General features: G+C 69.9%; 13 protein-coding genes. 2 read left to right on the top strand and 11 right to left on the bottom strand.

Going from position 1 to position 15,520, the window contains the following annotated elements; all coding sequences use genetic code 11:
• The first annotated feature begins 30 nt into the window (after positions 1–30).
• The gene (locus AB4078_RS09525) at positions 31–1,164 is read left to right on the top strand and encodes a bifunctional 2-methylcitrate synthase/citrate synthase (RefSeq protein ID WP_441976916.1); all 1,134 of its coding nucleotides are present in this window, start codon (positions 31–33) and stop codon (positions 1,162–1,164) included.
• A gap of 158 nt (positions 1,165–1,322) precedes the next feature.
• Here the strand turns inward: AB4078_RS09525 and AB4078_RS09520 are convergent, their stop codons facing one another.
• The 11 genes from AB4078_RS09520 to AB4078_RS09470 form a co-directional block, all read right to left on the bottom strand.
• The gene (locus tag AB4078_RS09520; RefSeq protein ID WP_441976915.1) at positions 1,323–1,919 is read right to left on the bottom strand and encodes an antibiotic biosynthesis monooxygenase; all 597 of its coding nucleotides are present in this window, start codon (positions 1,917–1,919) and stop codon (positions 1,323–1,325) included.
• Positions 1,920–2,077: 158 nt separating this feature from the next.
• Positions 2,078–3,124 carry an N-acetylglucosamine kinase gene (locus AB4078_RS09515; protein WP_441976914.1) on the bottom strand — a complete coding sequence of 349 codons (1,047 nt, stop codon included), beginning with the start codon at positions 3,122–3,124 and terminating at the stop codon, positions 2,078–2,080.
• Positions 3,112–4,386 (bottom strand): 6-phospho-beta-glucosidase, encoded by a 1,275-nt coding sequence (locus AB4078_RS09510; RefSeq protein WP_441976913.1) that lies wholly within the window; start codon positions 4,384–4,386, stop codon positions 3,112–3,114. The genes AB4078_RS09515 and AB4078_RS09510 overlap by 13 nt, the downstream gene beginning before the upstream one ends.
• A 1-nt stretch (position 4,387) precedes the next feature.
• The gene (locus AB4078_RS09505; protein WP_441976912.1) at positions 4,388–5,269 is read right to left on the bottom strand and encodes a carbohydrate ABC transporter permease; all 882 of its coding nucleotides are present in this window, start codon (positions 5,267–5,269) and stop codon (positions 4,388–4,390) included.
• Complete coding sequence (locus tag AB4078_RS09500; protein WP_441976911.1) at positions 5,266–6,273, bottom strand: carbohydrate ABC transporter permease; 1,008 nt, start codon at positions 6,271–6,273, stop codon at positions 5,266–5,268. The genes AB4078_RS09505 and AB4078_RS09500 overlap by 4 nt, the downstream gene beginning before the upstream one ends.
• Complete coding sequence (locus AB4078_RS09495; protein WP_441976910.1) at positions 6,273–7,607, bottom strand: extracellular solute-binding protein; 1,335 nt, start codon at positions 7,605–7,607, stop codon at positions 6,273–6,275. The genes AB4078_RS09500 and AB4078_RS09495 overlap by 1 nt, the downstream gene beginning before the upstream one ends.
• 57 nt (positions 7,608–7,664) lie before the next feature.
• A complete protein-coding gene (locus tag AB4078_RS09490; protein WP_441976909.1) occupies positions 7,665–8,822 on the bottom strand; it encodes an ROK family transcriptional regulator in 1,158 nt (385 codons plus the stop codon).
• Positions 8,823–9,167: 345 nt separating this feature from the next.
• Positions 9,168–10,133 carry an acetylxylan esterase gene (locus AB4078_RS09485; protein ID WP_441976908.1) on the bottom strand — a complete coding sequence of 322 codons (966 nt, stop codon included), beginning with the start codon at positions 10,131–10,133 and terminating at the stop codon, positions 9,168–9,170.
• A gap of 10 nt (positions 10,134–10,143) precedes the next feature.
• Positions 10,144–11,481: a xylulokinase gene (gene xylB, locus AB4078_RS09480; protein WP_441976907.1), complete on the bottom strand. Its 1,338-nt coding sequence runs from the start codon at positions 11,479–11,481 to the stop codon at positions 10,144–10,146.
• A gap of 120 nt (positions 11,482–11,601) precedes the next feature.
• Positions 11,602–12,792, bottom strand: a complete 1,191-nt coding sequence (gene xylA / locus AB4078_RS09475; protein WP_441976906.1) for a xylose isomerase — start codon at positions 12,790–12,792, stop codon at positions 11,602–11,604.
• A gap of 289 nt (positions 12,793–13,081) precedes the next feature.
• Complete coding sequence (locus AB4078_RS09470) at positions 13,082–14,077, bottom strand: LacI family DNA-binding transcriptional regulator (RefSeq protein ID WP_441976905.1); 996 nt, start codon at positions 14,075–14,077, stop codon at positions 13,082–13,084.
• Between the two features lie 148 nt (positions 14,078–14,225).
• On the opposite strand from AB4078_RS09470, the gene AB4078_RS09465 reads away from it, so the two are divergent.
• Positions 14,226–15,518, top strand: coding sequence for an extracellular solute-binding protein (locus tag AB4078_RS09465; protein ID WP_441976904.1), 1,293 nt, complete (start codon positions 14,226–14,228; stop codon positions 15,516–15,518).
• Positions 15,519–15,520: the final 2 nt, after the last annotated feature.

The following is a 15,520-nucleotide window of genomic DNA, read 5'->3' as shown; positions in this document are numbered from 1 at the left end:
TCGGACACCGTGCACACACGAAGGAGTGACATGAGCGACCCCGACATCAAGAAGGGCCTCGCCGGCGTCGTCGTCGACACGACGGCGATCTCGAAGGTCAACCCCGAGACCAACAGCCTGCTCTACCGCGGCTACCCCGTGCAGGAACTCGCAGCGACTCAGCCGTTCGAGGCCGTCGCCTACCTGCTCTGGAACGGTGAGCTGCCCACCGCGCAGCAGCTGGCCGACCTGCGCGCGACCGAGCGCGAGCACCGCGCGCTCGCCGCCAACGTCAGGGCCGCGATCGACCTCGTGCCGGTCGAGGCGCATCCGATGGACGAGATCCGAACGGCGGTCAGTCTGCTCGGCGCCTCGGACGCAGCCGGATCCGGATCCGTGCTCGATGCGAGCGGCACGCCTGAGCAGAACCTCGAGCGGAGCATCCGGCTCTTCGCCGCGCTGCCGGCGATCGTCGCCTACGGGCAGCGCCGCCGACGCGGCGAGGACATCGTCGCCCCGCGCGACGACCTGGACTACTCCGCGAACTTCCTCTGGATGACGTTCGGCACCGAGCCGGATCCGGTCGTCGTCGACGCGTTCAACCGCTCGATGATCCTGTACGCGGAGCACTCCTTCAACGCCTCCACGTTCACGGCACGTGTCATCACGTCGACCCTGAGCGACCTGTACTCGGCGGTGGTCGGCGCGATCGGCGCGCTGAAGGGACCGCTGCACGGCGGAGCGAACGAGGCGGTGCTGCACATCTTCGACGAGATCGGCGATGCGGCGAACGTCGACGCATGGCTCGACACGGCACTTGCGTCCAAGCGCAAGATCATGGGCTTCGGGCACCGCGTCTACAAGAACGGCGACTCGCGCGTGCCGACCATGAAGGCCGCGCTGGACACGCTCGTGGAGCACTACGACCGCCCCGACGTGGAGGAGCTGTACACGACGCTTGCGGACGAATTCGTCGCCCGCAAGGGGATCCACCCGAACCTCGACTACCCGTCAGGTCCGGCGTACAACCTCATCGGCTTCGACACGCTCACGTTCACGCCGCTGTTCGTGGCGTCGCGGGTCACCGGCTGGACCGCGCACGTCATGGAGCAGGCCGCGTCGAACGCGCTGATCCGTCCGCTGTCCGCCTACGACGGCGTGGCGGAGCGGCACATCGAGGTCTGACCGGACGGCCTGCCCGCCCCGCACGTTCACAGCGCGATCGTCATTCTGCAGGAGGATCCCCTCGGATCCGTCCTGCGGAATGGCGGTCGTCCTCTGTTCTCAGGGGGCGGATCAGGCTTCTGTTCTCAGGGGGCGGATCAGGCTTCTTTGGGACGGGGTCAGCGGGCCAGCCACCGGCGCAGCGAGCGCGTCACGAACGGCAGCACCCAGTAGGTCATGATCGGCGTCAGCACGATCGTGGTCGCGAGCACGCGCAGCCAGATCGGCAGGCCGTTCCACCCGGGCACCGGGCTCATCAGGTAGGTGAAGACCAGGTTCATCGGGAAGAAGCCGAGCCAGATCGACACCGCCTGCTTCCACCGCGGCGGCGCCGGGGCCACGGTCACCGTGGTCGCACCGGTCGAGGTCGGCACCGAGATCGTCCCGGTCGACGGCTCGTCGAACCAGCCCTCGATCCCGGTGCGGCGGCGTACGCGCTCGCTGCGCACGAACCGCTCGCCCATCGACAGCCACCAGGCGCGTTCGCTCGACGCCTCCCACGCGTCGAGGGCCGCCTCGTCGGCGAAGCGGTAGAGCATGTGCCAGTGGTGCGAATCCTCGCCGTCGCGCACCCACCCGGATCCGAGGAAGCCGGGGTGGCCGCTCGCGAGATTCACCCCCGTCTGCACCCAGGCCGTGGCCTCGGCGATGCGGGCGGGGTCGACCTCGCGGCGGATCGAGACGGTGATGGGCGCGGATGACGGCGTACCGGACATGGTGGGTCCTTCGGGGGAGTGCGTGCTTGTGGCGTCCCCGAGTGTACGCAGTGCGTGTTTCCCGGATGTTGCGACCCGTCTCGGCCGGGGCCCGCGCGGTGAGCGTGCCGCTCACGCGGGCACGGTGCGTTCGAGCACCTGCGTGGTGAGCGTGCGGCTCACGCGGGCACCGTGCGCGCGAGCGCCGCATGGGCGCGGCGCATCACGTCGTCCGCTGCGCCGCGCTGCTCGAGCAGCGTCAGCCCCGCGCCGACCACGGGGCGCGAGTCGACCACCGCCGGAACGGCCGAGGGCAACGTCGCCGCGAGGCCCTCCATGACGCCGTCCAGCAGCAGCGGCCGGCGCGCCGCGAGCACCCCGCCGCCGAGCACCACGGGGATGGGATCCTGCTCGAGCCCGAGCCGGTGGGCGGCGCTCGCCGCCATCGCGACGATCTCCTCCGCCTGGCGCTGCACCAGCGCGCGCGACACCGCGTCGCCTCCCTCCGCGGCCGTGAACACGTCCGGCACGAGCTCGGCCAGTCGCCCCTCCGGAATGCGGCCGAAGTGCACGTCCTCGATGAGAGCGGTGAGGTCGGGGCGCCCGAACTTCTCGGGAATCACCGCGGTCAGCACGGTCGCAGGTCCTCGGCCATCCATCGCCCTCGCTGCCAGGCGCAGCGCTTCGGCGCCGATGTCCGAGCCGCCGCCCCAATCGCCCGACACGGCTCCCCATGCGAGGAAGCGAGCGGTCGTCCCGTCGGCGCGCACGCCGATCGCATTGAGCCCGGTGCCGCAGACCACGGCGACCGCATCGGCCCCGAGCGTGCCCGTGCGCAGCAGTGCGAACATGTCGTTCTCCACGTGCGCCTCGACACCGTCATCGCCGACGAACCACGGCAGAGATCGGATCCGGGCGCGGAACGCCGCGAACTCCTCCTCATGATCGAGACCGGAGAGGAACACGCCGACCCTCAGCAGCGGCCCTCCTCCGGCCTCGGCGTGCACCCGTCGCACGGCCTCGTCGACGACCGAGGCCGATTCGCCCTCCCGTCCCGGGTGCACATCGGATGCGCCGAGTCGCACGTGGGCGAGGACCGCGCCGGTGGCGTCGAGCGCGACGGCATCGGTCTTGGTCCCGCCGCCGTCGATGGCGATCACGACGCCCTCGTGCGTGCTCGGGCGCCTCTGCCGGGCCTGCACGGCGGTGCCGCTCAACGCGCCCACGCGAGGTGTTCCCTGTTGTTGTCGATCAGCAGGTCGGCGAGCTTCTGCGCACGGTCCCACTGGCCGACGAGCGGATGCGCGAGCATGGCGCGCTCGACCAGCTGCCGACCGCGCTCGCCGGAGCCGGTGTGCCGTGCGGCGTCGAGGGCGAGACGCTCGTAGCCCGCGACGTGGCCGATCAGCCCCTGCACATCGCTGGGGAGCGGCGCGACGGGCACGGCGGAGGGGCCGTCCGCACCGATGGTGGCGGACACCTCGATGACATGGTCGTCAGGCAGGAACGGCAGGGTGCCGCCGTTTCGCAGGTTCGCGACCTGCACGTCGCCGCGATCGCCCAGCAATGACGCGATGAGATCCACAGCCGCGTCGGAGTAGAACGCGCCACCGCGCTCGGCGAGGAGCGCAGGCTTCTCGTCGACGGCCGGATCCGCGTAGAGCCGGAGCAGTTCGCGTTCGACCGCCATGACCTTCTCCGCGCGCGGACTCTCGTGCCGCTGCTCCTCGAGCACCCGGTCGTGAGCGTAGTAGTAGCGCAGATAGTACGACGGCACCATCGCGAGGTTCTGCAGCAGCGGCGCCGGCAGCTCCACCTCTTCCGCAAGCTCGGACAGCCGGCCCTGCAGCATCGTGGGCAGCAGGTCGGATCCGTCCAGCAGGATCCCCCGCTCCCAGGTCAGGTGGTTCAGGCCGACGTGCTCGAGGCGCACGCGGGCCGGATCGGCGTCGAGCATCCGGGCGAAGCGGCGTTGGAATCCGATCGCCACATTGCACAGGCCGATGGCTCGGTGGCCGGCCTCGAGCAGCGCGCGGGTCACGATCCCGACCGGGTTGGTGAAGTCGACGATCCACACGCCCGGCTTCGCATGCCGTCGCACCGCTTCCGCGACCTCGAGCACCACGGGCACGGTTCGCAGCGCTTTCGCGAGACCGCCGGGCCCGGTGGTCTCCTGCCCGATGCAGCACGCCTCATGCGGCCAGGTCTCATCGCCGAGCCGGGCGGCCTGGCCTCCGATGCGCAACTGGAGCAGCACCACGTCCGCGTCCGCGACACCCGCGACGAGGTCCGCGGTATCCCGGATCCGACCCGGGTGGCCGGCGCGCGCGAACATCCGCTGCGAGACCCCTGCGACCAGCTTCCGGCGGCGATCGTCCGGATCCACGAGCCACAGCTCGTCGATCGGCAGCACGTCGCGCAGTCGTGAGAAGCCGTCCGTGAGCTCGGGAGTGTAGGTGGATCCGCCTCCGATGACGGTGAGTTTCATGTCAGCCCTTCACTCCGGTCAAGTTGATGCCTTCGACGAAGACGCGCTGCGCGAAGAAGAACACGATCACGACCGGGATGGTGACGAGCATCGTGACCGCCATTGTCGTGCCCCAGTCCGTGCCATGGGTGCCGTGGAACGTCGACAGGCCGTAGGCGACCGTCCACGCGGACGGGTTCTCCGACGCGTACAGGAGAGGGCCGAAATAGTCGTTCCACGAATTGAAGAACAGGAAGATGGCGGCCGACGCGATGCCCGGCTTGGTCATCGGCACCATCACCCGCCAGAGCACGCCCCATTCACCGTTGCCGTCGATCCTCGCTGCGTCGGCGTAGGCGGTCGGGATCGTGAGGAAGAACTGGCGCAGCAGGAAGATCGAGAACGCGTCGCCGAGCAGATTGGGCAGGATCAGCGGCCACAGCGTGCCGGTCAGTCCGAGCTTGGAGAACATCACGTACACCGGCACGATCGTCACCTGCGGAGGCAGCAGCATCGCGACGATGATCGCAAGGAAGATGAGGTTCGCCCCGCGGAACCGGATCTTGGCGAGCACATATGCGGCGGGCACCGACGAGACGAGCATGAATCCCGTGGCGAGCACCGCGTAGAACGCGGAGTTCAGGAACCAGAGGCCCAGCGGCACCTGGGTGAATGCGCGGACGTAGTTGGAGAGATCCCACGGCTGCGGCCAGATCGAGGCCGTCAGCGTCTGCCGGCTCGACATGAACGAGGTCAGCAGCACGAACGCGATCGGGGCGAGGAACAGCACCGCCAGAACGGAGAGCATCGTGTGGTCCGCGATCCAGACGAGCGTCCGACGGACGCCCCGCACGGGAAGGGGCGGGCGCGCGGATCCTGTCGTGATGAGCGCCGTGGCGGTCATGAGAAGTCCTCCGGTGAGAAGGCCCGCGCCTTGCGCAGCAGTAGAGCCACGAACACGCTCGCGACCACGAACAGCACGACGGCCATGGCGGCGGCGTAACCGAGCTGGAAGTTCGCGAACCCGCGCACGTACAGCCATTGCGTGTAGGTGAGCAGCGAGTCGTCGGGATAGCCGACATCGGAGGCGATTCCGCCCGATGTGGGCCCGGACCGTCCGCTTGCCACTCCCGAGGCCACGGCCGCTTCGGTGAAGTACTGCAGCGCGGCGATCATGCCCGTCACCAGTGCGAACAGCAGTACCGGGGCGATCGACGGAAGGGTCACATACCGCACCTTCTGCGGACCGTTGGCGCCGTCCAGGGCGGCGGCCTCGTACTGATCGCGTGGCACGTTCAGGAGGGCGGCGAGCAGGATGATCATCACGTCGCCCATGACCCACACCCCCAGCAGCACGAGCGAGGGCTTCGCGAGCGCCGGGTCGTTGAACCAGAGCGGACCGGGGATGCCGAGGCTCTTCAGCACGAGGTTCACCGGACCGGTCCCGGGATTGAAGAGGAACACGAACGCGACGACGGACGCCACGGGCGGGACCAGCGCGGGCAGGTAGAAGATCGTGCGCCAGACTCCGCCCGCGCTCCGGGCGCGCAGCAGGAGCCCCGCCACGGCGAGCGAGCAGGCGATCCTGATCGGCACGAGGATCACGACGAACCACAGGGTGTTCAGGGCGGCCGTGACGATCCGCGGATCCTTCGTGAACAGGTAGATGTAGTTGCTGAAGCCGTTCCACTGCGGCGCCGAGACGAGGTCGTACCGCGTGAACGAGAAGTACAGGTTCGCCACGAGCGGGTAGACGAAGAAGACCGCGAGGCCGAGGAGCGTCGGGGCCAGCATCAGGGCGATGCTCCAGCGGCGACGGCGGACGGCGGATCCGTGCCGGCGGCGGGCGGCGACGCCCGGGGCATGCGGCGGGCTATCCGCACGCCCCGGGGCGACGGTCGCGGTCATCACGGGCCTTCGCTCAGCGCGAGCTGGTCGTCGATGTCCTTGTCGACCTTCTTCAGGCCCGCGTCGATGTCGCCCCCGCCGCCGGACTGGAACTTCGTCCAGTAGCCGGAGAGCGCCACCTGGTTCGCGCTGCCGATCACGGTCGCCGGGATCGAGGTCAGGTGCGGGTTCTTCGCGATGTCGAGGAACGTTCCGAACTGCTCGGGGAGATCGAGCTTCGGGGACGCGAGCGCGTCCTTCGTGGTCGGGACGTTCTTCAGGCCGTTCGCGAGCTTCACGACCGCATCGGTGTCGAAGGTCAGATATCGCAGCAGCGCCCAGGCGGCCTCCGGGTTCTTGGAGCCCTTGGAGACGCCCGCGATCGTGCCGGAGGAGTAGCCGCCCCCGTAGAGGTCCTCATGGCCGTCCAGCACAGGGAACGGCGCGACACCGTACTTCACGCCGGGTGCCTGATCGGCGAGGAACGCGATGCGCCACTCCCCGTCGAGATTCATCGCGAGCTGGCCGGTCTGAAAGGCCTGGCTGGCGGAGAACTCGTCGCCGAGCCCTGCGGTGAAGGCCTTGAGCTTGTCGTAGCCGATCTGGTCGATGAAGGCCTTCTGCCAGGTCATCAGCTCCTTCCAGCCGGGGGAGGAGGCGATGGCACTCTTGCCGTCCTTCATCCAGTCCGCTCCCGCCGCGGCCCCGTAGACCGTGGGTGCGTTCTCATAGGCGCCCATGATCGGGTTGAAGCCCAGCGTCTTGATGGACCCGTCGGGGTTGTAGGTGGTGAGCTTCACCGCCATCGTCTCGAGCTCGCTGAGCGTCTTCGGCGGCGCGGTGTAGCCGGCCTCCTGGAGCAGGTCGGTGTTGTAGTAGAGCCCCTGCACATCGGCGAGCATGGGCAGCGCGCACTGCTTGCCGCCGAACGACGTGTAGCTGCGGGCCACGTCGGACAGCTGAGACAGGTCGACGCCGTCGCGCTGGATGTACGGGGTGAGGTCGCGCAGGGCGCCCGACGAGCAGAACGCGCCGACGTTGTCGACGGCCCCGGAGATCGCGACGTCGAGGTCGTTGCCCGCGGCGATCGCCTTGATGATCTTGTCGTCCTCCTGACCGGTGCGCACGTCGACCTTCACATCCGGGTACTTCTTGTGGAAGTCGTCGATGACGGACTGCACCACGCCCGCCTCGCGGTCGCTGAAGAACTCCCAGAGCGTGACCGTGCCGGACAGATGGTCGGGCGCCTTGGCGGCGACCGCGGTGTCAGACCCGGTGGAGCATCCGGCGAGGACGACGACGGCGACCGAGAGCGCGGCGATGGCACCGATCCGGAGCCGAGTGTGGCGTTTCATGTGAACCTCTCTGTTCAGTGGGCCTGGCGGCTGGGCCGGAGTTCGGCCCGCCGCGGATCAGTCGGGAAGCAAGCGCGCGCGCAGCCGCGACACGAGCACGTGCCGGGCGCCGAGCAGAACCGCATCGGAGGGAGCACCCGTGGTGCGCACGTCGGGGTCCCAGCTGGAGGAGGCGCGCAGCGCCGCGGAGACCGCTTCGGCCAGTGCGGCTCCGCCTGCGATGCCGGTGGGCCCGCCGAGGATCACCAGTGATGGATCCAGCACGGCGATGACCGGGGTGAGGGCGAAGGCGATGCGCACCGCGAGGTCGGGCAGGATCCGCTCCGGCTCGGCGACGAGAGCAGCGAGCGCCTCTGCGTAATCGAGGCGACGGCCGAGAGCGGAGGCTGCCGAGCGCGCGACGGCGGCACCTCCGGCGAGTTCCTGCAGATCATCCGCGTCCGGGTCGATCGCCATCGCGGTGCGGGGTGCCGGCAGGTAGCCGATCTCGCCTGCGCCGCCCGTGGCGCCGTGCAGGATCGCGCCGTCCAGATCGATCGAGAGACCGAGGCCTTCGCCGAGCCAGAGCAGCGCGAAGCCCGGAGCATCGGCGCCGGCGCCGTCGGCGCGCTCGGCGATCGCGGCGAGATTGACGTCGTTCTCCAGGGTGACGGCGATGCCGAGGCCTGCCTCCAGCTCGCCGCGTGCGTTCTGCATGGGCCAGCCGTCGAGGGTGTCGGTGAAGTTCAGGCGATCGGCGGCGGGGTCGTTGGCTGCCTGCACGCCGATCACGATCTCCACGATCGCGCCGGGGTCGACGTCCGCCGCGCTGCAGGCTGCCTCGATCGCCTGGCGCACGTCGCCCTCGGCCGAACGCGGGTGCGCCGCGTCGATCGGTACGATCACGACCGGCCGCTCCGAGCCGCGAGCGTCGACCACGGTGGCGCGCAGCACGCTCTCGTCCACGTCGATCGCGACGCCGAGACTGCGATCGAGCCGCACATCGTAGGTGACCGCGTTCGGCCCGCGGCCGGCGGAGAGCTCCCCGGCCGCGTGGATGAACCCGCCCTCCTCCAGGCGCGACACGATCTGCGCTGCCGTCGGCTTGGAGAGCCCGGTCAGCTCGCCGATGCGGTTACGGGTCAGCGGGCCCTCGTCGAGCAGCAGTGACAGCGCGGCCTGATCGTTGCGGAGGGCGAGCCAGCCGGGGGTGCCGGGGGCGGGGGAGGACGTCATCGAAACTCCTGAAATCTATTAGCTAAGTTTCTTTATAGAATCAGGAGGCAGTCGCGTCAACCCCTCAGGATCGATCCGCATCGGATCCCGACCCGATCCGCATCCGATCCGGATCTCGAGCGCTATGGCTGTTCAGGTCGCACTTTCTGCTCCGAAGTCGGGGGTCTTGGAGCAGAAACTGCGACCTGAGCAGACGAGGGGCGAGCGATAGGGGCGGCATGCCCGTCGGGGACGGCTGGGCAGGGTCGTCGGCGGGATCGCGGAGTCAGCAGGATCCGCAGGCTCCGGGAGCGCGGCATGCGGGATCCGGAGCCGTGGAGCGCCCCCGCAGTAGGCGTCCGCGCGTCAGAGGCGCTCGGCGAGCCAGGCGGTCTGCCGCAGCCACTGGGCGAAGCCGCCGCCCTCGTGGCCGTTGAATTCGTAGACCTCGATCGTCGCGTCGTCGGTCGCCAGGTGGTTGTACGCGGCGAAGACGCTGGACGGCAGCACGATGTCGTCCATGAGCCCCACCGAGAACAGCGCGGGCTTCGTGATGCGGCGTGCGAAGTTGACGCCGTCGAAATACGACAGGGTCTGGAAGACCTGCTCGACGCGGTCGCGGTGCACCGCGAGATAGCGTTCGATCTCGCGGAACGGATGCTCGGGGGTCAGCAGTACCGAACGCCGGAAGTGGCTCAGGAACGGCACGTCGGGCATGACCGCTGCGACACCGGGGTGCAGGGCCGCCACGGCGACGCTGATGCCGCCGCCCTGGCTGCCGCCGGTCACCGCGATCCGCTCGGGGTCGGCGAACGCGAAGCCCTGCACGGCATCCACGAGCAGGGCGCCGTCGGTGAACACCCGGCGGTAGTAGTAGTCCTCGGGGCGGGCGATGCCGCGCGTCATGAAGCCGGGCGTCGCCCCGTCCGATCCGTGCGGATCCGGGGTGGCGCCGCCGGATCCCCAGCCGGCGCCCTGGCCGCGGGTGTCCATGAGCACGTGCACGTATCCCGAGGCGGCCCACTGCAGGCGCTCCCCGGGGATGCCCCGGCCACCGCCATAGCCGAGGTATTCGATGACGACGGGCAGGCGTCCCTCACGGCGAGGGCGGGTGACCCAGCCGCGGATCCGCTCTCCGCCGAAGCCGGAGAACGCGAGATCCTCGACGATGAGCTCGTTTATCGGGGTTGTCGCGGGTGACAGCTCGGCAGGGGTGGCGAGCTCTCGGGATCCGGCGAGCGTGTCCTGCCAGAACGCGTCGAAGTCGGCGGGTTCGGCGACCTCGGGACGGTAGGTGCGCAGGTCGGCGAGGGGGAGATCGGTCAGCGGCATGCCCGTCAGCCTAGGGGCGATCCGCGCCGTGGAGCCGGAGCGCCGGTGTCGCCGCGACGGCGGCAGCCTGTCGCGCGGCTCCCAGCGCCACGTACTCGCCCGGTTCGGGCACCACGACCGGCACACCGAGGATCTCCGGCGCGATCCGGCGCACCGCCTCGGACTGCGCGCCGCCGCCGATGAGCAGCGCCCGCTCGAGGGGGATGCCGAGCCCGCGGAGGGCGTCGAGCCCCGCGCCCAGGCCGCGCAGCATCCCCTCCACGGCGGCGCGGGCGAGGTTCGCGCGCGTGGTGGAGGCGAGCGTCATGCCGGTCAGCGACGCGGTGGCGTCGGGGAGGTTCGGGGTGCGCTCGCCCTCGAAGTAGGGCAGTAGGGTCAGCCCGTCGGCCCCGGCGGAGGCGTGCAGTGCGAGGTCGCTGAGCTCGTCATGCCCGACGCCGAGCAGCGCCGCGGTGACGTCGAGCACGCGCGCCGCGTTCAGCGTCGCCACGAGCGGGAGGAAGTTCCCACTCGCGTCGGCGAACCCCGCGACGGTGCCGGAGGGATCCGCGATCGGTGCGCGGCTGATGGCGCACACCGTGCCCGAGGTGCCGACCGACACCACGACGTCGCCGGGCTCCGCTCCGAGTCCGAGCGCGGCGGCGGCGTTGTCGCCGGCACCCGGGGCGACACGGCGACCGGCCGGATCCGCGACCGACTCGTCCGGGCCCAGCACCCGCGGCAGGGCCGCATCGTGGCCGAGCGCGGCGACCAGCAGTTCGCGGTCGTAGCCGCCGTCCACGGGATTCCAGTAGCCGGTGCCGCTCGCGTCGGAGCGGTCGGTGACGAGCTCGTCCAGCACCGGTCCGAGCGGCGACGCCCCGGCCGGCCCGTAACCGCGCAACCGCCAGGTCAGCCAGTCGTGTGGCAGGGCGACGGCTGCCACGCGCGCCGCGTTCTCGGGCTCCGCGTCGCGCAGCCAGCGCAGCTTGGTGATCGTGAACGATGCGACCGGGACGAGACCCGTGCGGGCGGCGAGCTCGGACGCGCCGAACTCCGCGATGAGGTCTTGCGCGGCGCCGGCCGAGCGGGTGTCGTTCCACAGCAGCGCGTCGCGGATCACGGATCCGGACGCATCGAGCGCGACCATGCCGTGCTGCTGGCCGCCGATGGACCAGGCCTCGACGTCGTCGATGCCTCCGGCGTCGGCGATCGCGGCGTTCAGCGCGCGCCACCACGCCTCGGGGTCGACGGCCGTACCGTCCGGATGCGCCGCACGGCCGGTGCGCACGACGGATCCGGACGCGGCGTCGAGGATGACGACCTTGCACGACTGCGTGGACGAGTCCACGCCCATCACCAGCGTCATGGGTCTTTCCTTTCGCGGGGTTCGATGTGTCGAGGCCCCTCCGTGGCGCCGAGGCCCCCTCTCAGCAGCGTGTCTGGGAGGGGGCCTCGGCACCCAGAGGGGGCGTCGACGGAAGTGGAGTCAGCGGGCGCCGAGGAGGTGCTCGGTCGCGAGCTGCTGCAGGCGCACGAAGCCGAAGCCCTTGCCGCCGAAGTACGCGTTCGTGTCGAAGTCCTCGTAGGCGGAGCGGTCGGACAGGAGCTCGTCGTAGCTCTCGCCGGCGTTCAGGGTCGGCGCGGAGAGCTCGTCGACGCGCGAAGCGGCCAGCGCCTCCTGCACCTCCGGGTCGGCGCGGAAGGCCGCCGCGCGCTCCTTGAGCAGGAGGTAGGTGCGCATGTTCGCGCTCGCCGAGTCCCAGACGCCGGTCTCGTCCTCGGTGCGCGACGGCTTGTAGTCGAAGTGGCGCGGGCCTTCGTAGGCGGGCACGCCGCTGGGGCCGCCGTTCTCGAGCAGGTCGACGAGGGCGAACGCGTTGTGCAGATCGCCGTGGCCGAAGACCAGATCCTGGTCGTACTTGATGCCGCGCTGGCCGTTGAGGTCGATGTGGAAGAGCTTGCCGTGGTAGAGCGCCTGGGCGATGCCGGCGGCGAAGTTGAGCCCGGCCATCTGCTCGTGGCCGACCTCGGGGTTCAGGCCGACGAGCTCGGGACGCTCGAGGGAGTCGATGAAGGCGAGCGCGTGGCCGAGGGTCGGAAGCAGGATGTCGCCGCGCGGCTCGTTCGGCTTCGGCTCGATCGCGAAGCGGATGTCGTAGCCCTTGTCTGTGACGTAGTCGCCGAGCAGGTTCACGGCCTCGCGGTAGCGCTCCAGCGCCGCACGGATGTCCTTCGCGGAGTCGTACTCGGCGCCCTCGCGCCCGCCCCACATGACGAAGGTCTTCGCCCCCAGCTCGGCGCCGAGATCGAGCTGACGCAGCACCTTGCGCAGCGCGAAGCGGCGCACGCCGCGGTCGTTCGAGGTGAAGCCGCCGTCCTTGAAGACCGGGGCGCTGAACAGGTTCGTGGTCACCATCGGCACCACGAGCCCGGTGTCGGCGAGCGCGCCCTTGAGGCGGTCGATCTGCATCTGGCGCTCGGCCTCCGTGGATCCGAACGCGAACAGGTCGTCGTCGTGGAAGGTCAGGCCGTAGGCGCCGAGCTCGGCGAGCTTCTCCACGGCGTGGACCACATCCAGGGCCGGCCGGGTCGGACCGCCGAACGGGTCGGCGCCGTTGTAGCCGACGGTCCAGAGGCCGAACGAGAACTTGTCCTCGCGGGTGGGAGTGAGTGCCATGATGATCCGCCTTCAGCGACGTCGATGAAATGTTGTAGCAGTAAACATATCAGTGGATCCGACTGATCGCAACGCGTCTGCGGGGTCCTTCCGTGAGCTGCACCGGTACCGCGAGACTGCATCTGCGTCGCGAGACTGCAGTCAAGAACTGCAGTCTCGTGATGCCAGTGCAGTCTGACGGTGCAGGCGGTGAGAGCGGCGAGGGCGGTGGGAGCAGCGAGTCGGCGAGGCGATGAGGCCGTCGCGCTGTGCACCGTCGTGCCGGGCGGCGGTTCAATGCGGCGGGCGGTCAGCGCGGAGCAGCGGTCGAGGCGCGCACGATCAGTTCCGCCGGCATCCGCACGTGCTCGTGCGGGGCGCCGTCGAGCATCGCCAGCAGCAGGCGCACGGCCTCGGCCCCCATCTCGGTGAGCGGCTGGCGCACGGTGGTCAGCTGGGGGACGTGCGCGGCGGCTTCCGGCACGTCGTCGAATCCCACGACCGACAGGTCCTCGGGAACCCGCAGGCCCCGTTCGACCGCGACCCGGATCATCTCGATCCCGGACAGGTCATTGGCTGCGAACACCGCGGTCGGCGGCGCGGCCAGATCGAGCAGGGCGTGCGCGCCGGCGGTCGAGCTCGCGGCGCGGTACCCGCCGTCGACCACGAGCGCGGCGTCGAAGGGGATACCGGCGCTCTCCAGGGCTCGGCGGTATCCGTCCTCGCGCTGGTGCGCCGACTCCAGATCGGTCCGGCCGCGCAGGTGCGCGATGCGACGATGCCCCAGTGAGATCAGGTGCGCGGTCGCGGCGAAGCCGCCCTCGGCGTTGTGCACGCTCACCGAGGCGGGCCCGTCGGGCCCCTCGTGCGGGTCGATCGCGACGAGCGGCACGGTGGCGTCGGTCGGCATCGTCGTGGGGGTGACCAGGATGGCGCCGTCGATGAGCGTTCCGCCCAGCCGGGACAGCGAGCGACGCTCCCACCCGAGGTGCTCGCCGGCGGACACGCTGCCGGCGTAGGCGAGCACGTCGAAGCGGGTGCCCTGCAGGGCCGCCGAGACGCCCTGCAGCAGTTGCACGGCGAACGGCTCGAACTCCGCGACGAGCACGCCGATGACATCCGTCCTGCGCCGGCGCATCGAGGTCGCGACCAGCGAGCTCTCGTATCCGAGCCGCGCCACGACCTCCTGCACGTGCTCGAGCGTCGTGGCGGAGACGCCGTCTCGCCCGTTGATCGCCTTCGAGACGGTCGCGACGGAGACGCCCGCGGCGTGAGCGACGTCGTGGATCGTAATGCGGCGGTTCATTCGTCCAATCTACCGAGCGAAAACGTTATCGATATCGTTTGACATGCGGGCGATCCGAGTGTCAGAGTAGGCCGACAGCACATTGGGTGTTGCTGGCAACAAATGCCGGCGCGGGTGCTGAAGACTCAACGATGAGGAGACACACAGCATGAAGATCCGCAAAGTGCTGACGGCAGCCGTGGCGCTCGCAGCCGTGGGAGCGATCGCCCTCACCGGCTGCTCGGGAGGGTCCGGCAGCGGCGACAGCGGCGGCAAGCAGACGCTGACCGTGTGGCAGAACTCGACCACCGGCGACGGCAAGCAGTTCTGGACCGACGCCGCCGCGGCGTTCCACAAGGCCAATCCCGATGTCACGGTGAAGGTCACCTCGATCCAGAACGAGGACATGGACGGCAAGCTGCAGACCGCCGTCAATTCGGGCGACATGCCGGACGTCTTCATGGCGCGCGGCGGCAGCAAGCTGGCCGACGTCGTGGCGGCGGGCAAGGTCAAGGATCTGACGGACAAGCTCGACCCCGACGTGAAGAAGGCGATCGGCGATGCAGCCCTCAGCGCCTTCACGGTCGACGGCAAGCTCTACGGCGTGCCGACGGCGGTGCTGCCCGGCGGGCTCTTCTACAGCAAGGACCTGTTCGCGCAGGCCGGCATCACCGAGACGCCGAAAACCATGGACGACCTCGAGGCCGCCATCGGCAAGCTCAAGGCCGCCGGCATCCCGCCCATCGCCCTGGGTGCGAAGGACGCCTGGCCGGCCGCGCACTGGTACTACTTCTTCGCGGTGCGCGCCTGCGGCAAGGACCTCATCACGAACCTCGCCACCAAGAAGGACTTCAAGGACGGGTGCTGGCTGACCGCGGCGAACAACCTGCAGAAGTTCGCGCAGGTCGAGCCGTTCAACGAGGGCTTCCTCACCACGTCGGCCCAGCAGGGTGCGAACTCCTCGGCGGGCCTGGTCGCCAACCACAAGGCGGCGATGGAGCTCATGGGCGCCTGGGAGCCGGGCGTGGTCGCGAGCCTCACGCCGGATCAGAAGCCGCTGGCCGACCTCGACTGGTTCCCGTTCCCCGAGGTCTCCGGAGGCAAGGGCGAGCCCGGCGCGATGATGGGCGGCCTGGACGGCTACTCCTGCTCCGAGAAGTCCCCGTCCTCGTGCGAGAAGTTCCTCAACTTCGTCGCGTCGAAGGCGCAGCAGGAGAAGTACGCCGTGGCGTTCCAGACCATCCCGGCCAACCAGGACGCGAAGGGCGCGGTCGACAACGCGTCGCTGAAGCCCCTCATGGAGGCCTACAGCAAGGCGCCGTACGTGGCGCTCTGGCTCGACACCGCCCTCGGGCAGAACGTCGGCAACGCGCTGAACACCGGCGTGGTCGAGATGCTCGCGGGGCAGGGCGACCCGAAGACGCTCCTCCAGAAGATCACCGACGCCGCGGCGAGGGGCTGAGC

Origin of the sequence: Microbacterium sp. 2MCAF23, assembly GCF_052115565.1 — a bacterium.
GTDB lineage: Bacteria > Actinomycetota > Actinomycetes > Actinomycetales > Microbacteriaceae > Microbacterium.
This window is presented reverse-complemented; position numbering and strand designations above follow the sequence as displayed.